At 45.9% G+C, this 6,422-nt stretch carries 2 protein-coding genes; both read left to right on the top strand.

What is annotated here, in order from left to right; all coding sequences use genetic code 11:
* Positions 1 to 305: 305 nt before the first annotated feature.
* On the top strand, positions 306 to 4,439 hold the full coding sequence (locus MUP17_10135) for a cohesin domain-containing protein (GenBank protein MCJ7459339.1): 4,134 nt from the start codon (positions 306 to 308) through the stop codon (positions 4,437 to 4,439).
* Positions 4,440 to 4,497: 58 nt separating this feature from the next.
* Entirely contained in the window at positions 4,498 to 5,316 is an 819-nt protein-coding gene (locus tag MUP17_10130) for a cohesin domain-containing protein (GenBank protein ID MCJ7459338.1), read from the top strand.
* Positions 5,317 to 6,422: the final 1,106 nt, after the last annotated feature.

Raw genomic sequence — 6,422 nt, 5'->3', positions numbered from 1 at the left:
CTCCGCCCCAGATGGGAGACTGAGGGGGTCATTCTAAAATTCAGATAGCCAAAAAAATCTACCTTTTTTCCTTGACAAAGGGTTATTTTGGGTTATTTTTTAATAGTAGATTTGGTTTTTACTTAACTTGAATTTTCGTCTTCTTTAATTTTCGAGGGGGGAAGACGCAAATCTTAACAAAAGAGATTATCTATGTTTATTTTATTGTTAACATTTTTTTAAATTGAAAGGGGGTGAACCTGCTTAGGGAATAAAAGAGTTTCAGATTTGACTTTTAACCTTTTACCTTAAAGGAGGACAGCTTTATGCACAAAAAATATTTAGTCCTATTCTTCTCAGCCATACTGGCTTTGCTCTGGTTTGGTTCTGCCTTTTCACAGGACCCCGGTGTTCCGGATACAGTCAGAGTAGAGTGTCTGGAAAAGGTACGTCCTAATTCTCAGGTTGTTTTGAACGTTTATGCATACAATGATGAAGAATTAGGTGCCTTTACTATCCCTATAACCTTTCCGGATACAGTTAGCAATATGGATATTTCTCTCGATTCGGTAAGCTTTGTAGGGACAAGAGCCGCCTCAGCTACCTTGAGAAATGATAGAAGTGATAACACCTCGTGGAAGGTGGATAGCACGGATGTTGTTAATAAGAACAGGTTAACAATCTGGGCTGTCTGGTTCGGTGCAGGCCTGGGTTCTGGAAGTGGCCTTGTAGCTAAAGTTTACTTCAGAACCGGTCCCACCTGGGATTCAACCCAGTATGTTCCCGTAGTTACCATCTTTATCCCTCCTGGAAGCTATTTTGAGTTTTTACCTGTAGTTGGGGATGCATTTGTACCTGTTTTTGTCAAAGGCTGCCTGGGCTTGGGACAAGCACCTACTCCAACCATCACGGTTACCTCTCCCAATGGAGGGGAGAACTGGATAGTTGGAAGTTCACATAACATCACCTGGACCTCTCAGAATTTCAGCAATAACGTGAAGATAGAATACTCCACCAATGCCGGCTCAACCTGGAACACGATTATCGCCAGCACCTCCAACAGCGGAACTTATCCCTGGACAATTCCGAATGCGCCAACAACTCAAGCCAGGGTAAAAGTCTCCAATGTCACCAATGGAGGAATCCCCTGGGATATGAGCGATGCTAATTTCACTATCAGCGTTGTGCCAACTATAAACGTTACCTCACCCAATGGAGGTGAAAGCTGGTGCGTGGGAAGTAGCCACAACATAACCTGGACTTCTACCGGGACAATAGCCAATGTAAAATTGGAATATTCCACCAATGCCGGCTCAAGCTGGATTACTATTATTGCCAGCACTCCGAATGACGGAACAGAATCCTGGCTTATCCCCAACACCCCTTCAACTACTTCTCTGGTCAGGGTCTCTGAGGCAAACACCGGTACCCCCTCAGATGTGAGCAACGCCAATTTCACCATTGCTCCACAGGTAATCACCGTCACCTCACCCAATGGAGGAGAAACCTGGCAGGCAGGCTCATCCCATAACATCACCTGGACCTCTTCCTGTTTTAGCGGGAACGTAAAGTTGGAGTATTCGACTGATGCTGGCTCAAGCTGGATCACCATCATCGCCAGCACTTCAAATAGCGAAACCTATGCCTGGTCAGTACCAAATACCCCCTCGACCAATAGTCTGGTCAGGGTTTCAGATGCGGCGGATGGAACACCCAATGATATAAGCAATGCGATTTTCACCATCTCGCCACCGCCTCAAGCTATGTTACAGATTACCTCACCCAATGGAGGAGAAACCTGGTTCGTGGGGAGTTCTCACAATATCACCTGGACCTCTCAGGGGTTAATATCTAACGTGAAGATAGAATACTCCACCAATGCTGGAGCAAACTGGTCACTCATTATTGCCAGCACTGCCAATACTGGAACTTACCCCTGGACTATCCCGGATACCCCGTCAGAAAGCTCCCTGGTGAAAATTTCAGATGCTTCAAATGGGGAAGTATCTGACATAAGCGATGCTTTATTTACTATCAAAAAGGCGGTTATCTCCGGATGTAAGATACTTTTAGACATAAGCCATGGGTTTGCAACTACCCCTGAACCCCTGGATACGACTTACTGGTCGCACCTGATCTCAGCTCTCAGGGCTGCCGGACATACTGTGGTCACAGACCAGCTTAATTTCAATTTAAGCGGGTATAACGTGGTTTTCCTTTCAGTGCCCGGAAAAGATTATACCGCAGGTGAGCTTTCCGCTTTACAGACCTTTGTGCTGAATGGCGGGGCGGTGGTTATAAGTGCGGAGCACAGCGGAGGATTTGGAACCACCTATCTTAACCATGTAGCTAACCTTTTCGGAATAAACTTCAAGAGCAATGTGGTGTTAGATGATACCCACAATGACCAGGATAACAATAACTGGCCACTTATCACCAATTACGTAGCACATGCTACTACTTCAGGAATAAACACCACTGTCATTTACGCTGGCTCGAGTTTAGAGCTTTCCGGCTCCGCTTATGCGATTGCTTATGCGGATACTGATGCCTATGTTATGCCGCCTGTAAAAGCACTACCACCAACCAACGCACTTTATGCTGGAAAGTTTGAAAGAGTACCAGTGCCCGGTCTTAGTCCAGTTGGAGACAACGTCTCTGCTGCACCCACCATAGTGGTGATGGCTGCGTCCGAATACGGAAATGGCAAGGTCTGGGCAGTGGGCGATTTCAATATCTGGGCAGATGATTACGCCGAGCAGAATATCGGCATAGACTATTATGATAACCAGCAGTTAGCTCTGAACGTGTTCGACTGGTCCTGCACTACCAAGCCGGGTGCCGCCGTCGTGGTCAGTATGCCGGATACCTGCGTTAAATTAGGCGAATTCATTTTGATACCGGTGAACGTATCGGATGTCACTGACAAAGGGGTATATTCGGCTGAGATCACGCTATCTTTCGATAAATCGATCCTCAAGGCAACTGATGCTACCCTTCTGGGAACCATTGCCGAAGGCAGGCTGATGTTCTTTAATAAGTATGATGACTCGATCAGAATAGCCATATCCGGAACTGCACCATTGTCTGGAAGTGGACCGTTAGTCTATGTGGGCTTCAATGTTTTATCCCTGCCAAAAGATTCAACTATTATCCACTTTGACAGGATGAGATTCAATGAAGGAATTCCATCGGTTGTAACTAAGGATGCAGTAATCAAACCCTGCGAGGTATTCCAGATCTCAGGCGTGATCAGATATTGCCTGAACAATACCCCGGTGGATGCGGCTCTGGTAAAAATAACCGGTGGCAAGACCGGCTCGGTTTTGACAGATGCCAGTGGCGGATACAGTTTCTTGAATCTCACCGGAGGGTTGGACTACACGGTCAGACCTGATAAAGCCGATGACGCTTCCGGCTCAATTACTGCCTATGATGCTTCCCTTATCTTAAGATTTGTGGTTCATCTGATTAACCTCTCCTCCTGCCAGAAGCTCTCAGCGGACGTAACCGGCAACTGTGAGGTCTCGGCTTATGATGCTTCTTATATCTTAAGACACGTGGTCGGACAGATAACCCAGTTCCCGATTGGAAAGGACTGGAAATTCTTCCCCGCAAGCTTTGTCCTGGATGCGAACCCTTGTTTAGGCATACCGGATTCCATCTTCTATGCAGCGCTTCTGGACAATAAGTTCAACCAGGATTACAAAGGAATTCTGTACGGGGACGTTTCCGGCAACTGGGCAGGCAAGGTGGTCATTGCTGGCATTCCAAAACAGATCAGTGTTCTTCCAAAGATCACTGCTAAGGAGTTCATAGTGAAACCGGGTGAGGAGTTCACTCTGCCGATCGAGCTGGTAGACCTTGGAGAGACCTATTCTGCGGAGTTCAGCTTAAGCTACAATGCGGACTGGTTAGAGGCAAAGACAGTAACTCCATCTGAGCTTACTTCTGGATTTATGCTGGAGCAGAAGATTGCAGACGGCCAGATAAAGATAGCCTTGGCTGGTGCCAAGCCTGTGACCGGAACTGGAAGCATTGTCGGGATAACCTTTAAGGTCTCGGATCAGGCAAAAATCGGAGATAGAGCTGAGATAAAACTGCAGAATCTTAGATTGAATGAAAGCGACCTTATGGAGCCGAATTTAGCCTATGTGATCTCAGTTGGTGCTCAGGTGCCTAAGGAGTTCTCTTTATCCCAGAACCATCCTAACCCGTTCAACCCGGCAACCAGCATCCAGTATACCCTTCCGATCAGATCTCATGTGGTTTTAGTGGTTTACAATCTCTTAGGACAGAAGGTTTCGACCCTGGTAGATGAGGTAAAAGAAGCCGGAATACATCAGGTGACCTGGAACGGAAAGGATAATAAGGGCAATACGGTTACCAGCGGAGTCTATTTCTATCGTATAAAAGCTGATAACTTCTCTGAAGTTAAAAAGATGGTTTTGATGAAGTAGGAACAGTTGTAGGGGCACGGCGCGCCGTGCCCCTACGAACACAGGAGAAGAGACAAAAATGATGAAAAAGAAATTCTTCAAAGTGATTTTCTGGAACTTTTTGAGCCTTCTGCTCTTCTCCGGATTAGCCTTTGCCGGTACCGTGCCAGTTTCGATTCCTGATACTTCAGGGTCACCTGGAGATGCAATCCAAGTACCGATATCGGTACAAAATATTTTACCTTCTGATACAGTCCGATCTGCGGAAATGACTCTTATTTTTAATCCTGCGATAATACAACCTGAGAGTATTAAAGTCATTTATACTGGAACTCTGACTCAAAATTGGTTTCCGGCGGATTATGTCACAGATTCAGTAATCAATATTGCCCTGGCGGGGGCAGATTCTATAAGCGGGAGCGGAACTTTAGTCTTTCTAAGATTTAAAGTCCGCTCCTCCGCTTTACCGGGAGACAGCTCAGTCATTCATTTCACAAAAATGATGTTCAACGAAGGAGCACCTACTGTCTCAATTAAAGATGGCGTGTTGAGAATCACCCCGACATCAGTTCACGAAAATGAAAACCTGAATCTTCCCAGGGATTTTAATTTAGGGCAGAACTATCCAAACCCGTTTAATCCCACTACCACCATTCCCTTCCGGGTTCGGAGTTTGGAGTTTGGAGCTGGAAGACCCACCCACACCACCCTGGTCATCTACAATTTACTCGGACAAAAGGTGAACACTCTATTGGATGAAAGCCTGAAGCCGGGATTATATCAAGCTATCTGGAATGGGAAAAATGATGCAGGAGAAAAAGTACCCAGCGGAGTCTATTTTTACCGGCTTACCAGTGGAAGTCTTTCTGAAACCAGGAAGATGGTGCTGATGCGGTAAAGAATAGTGGATTTTCTTAGAATGTTGTCGCAACGTCCTCACTCCTGTGAGGACGTTTTTTTTGTTGCCGCATACGGGTAGGAGTGCAATTTTGTCCGAGTAGATGTGATTTTTGTAGGGGCACGGCACGCCGTGCCCCTACGTCACCCATCCCACGTACAGGGTGGCACCCTCAAACTTGTTTGAGGGTGAGTTAATTTGTGGAGAAGACTTCCTCTGTGGACGCAGAATCCCTCCCTGTAGGGAGGGTCAACTTTTTTCTGACAAGCACACGTGTAGAGACGCATTGCATGCGTCTCAGCTTAATGACCTCTCCGTAGCCGTTCAGCTGTCTTCGACGCTGAGCTCAGACATAGGTATCGGAGGAAGATAACCTCCGCCTGAGAGCAAAAATCTTATTTAACTAAGGAATCCTTAAGAATGACGGTTCAAACCTATACTTCTGGAGGACAAAAAAACTTCTCTCCTCCGACCAGAATCGGAGGAGAGGAAAAAGTTTTCACTCGGAGTTTAGTATGGAATGCCATACAGGGGCTGAACCATGTACTTGGGGCAAGGGTTGTAGAGCTAACATCCTACGTACTTCGGGCAGGCAGACCGGATAATAAACTCCTGCGGGTCGAGCAAGTATTCCATTGAATTCACCTCCTTTCCTGAAGAGGATAACACTGCCAATAAGAAAAGTCAATTCTAAAGTAAATTAATGAGAAGATTTCAAGAAAATTAATCAGGATAATCTAACACCTTTTAGACTTCTATCCTTCAGAAATTAAATCTGTCATTTCCCTCCCTGCAGGGAGGGACAAAGGGAGGGTCAGAAGTTTTTCCCGTCAGGTCAAGGGACCTGACGGGCACGGGTATTATCTGGACAGAACACTGTTCTGTCCCTACAGGATAAACTAAAAACTTCTTTACATAACCTACCTCATTTCGTAGATTTCAAAAGAGAATTGATATATGGATAAAAAACCAGCCGAAACAAGCTCAGTTCCTTACTCCACATCAAAATTTAACTTTCTTATAGCTTTCCTCTGCGGGCTTTTGATCTCAGCCCATTTTATCTCCTCCCTTTTCCCCAAAAGCCGGCTCTGGGGGATAAACCATTT

The sequence above is a fragment of the Candidatus Zixiibacteriota bacterium genome, assembly GCA_022865345.1.
Classification (GTDB): Bacteria; Zixibacteria; MSB-5A5; order MSB-5A5; family RBG-16-43-9; genus RBG-16-43-9.
This window is presented reverse-complemented; position numbering and strand designations above follow the sequence as displayed.

Coding starts and splice junctions, on each gene's coding strand:
- MUP17_10135 (MCJ7459339.1), top strand. CDS start 306: ATGCACAAAAAATATTTAGTCCTATTCTTCTCAGCCATACTGGCTTTG.
- MUP17_10130 (MCJ7459338.1), top strand. CDS start 4,498: ATGATGAAAAAGAAATTCTTCAAAGTGATTTTCTGGAACTTTTTGAGC.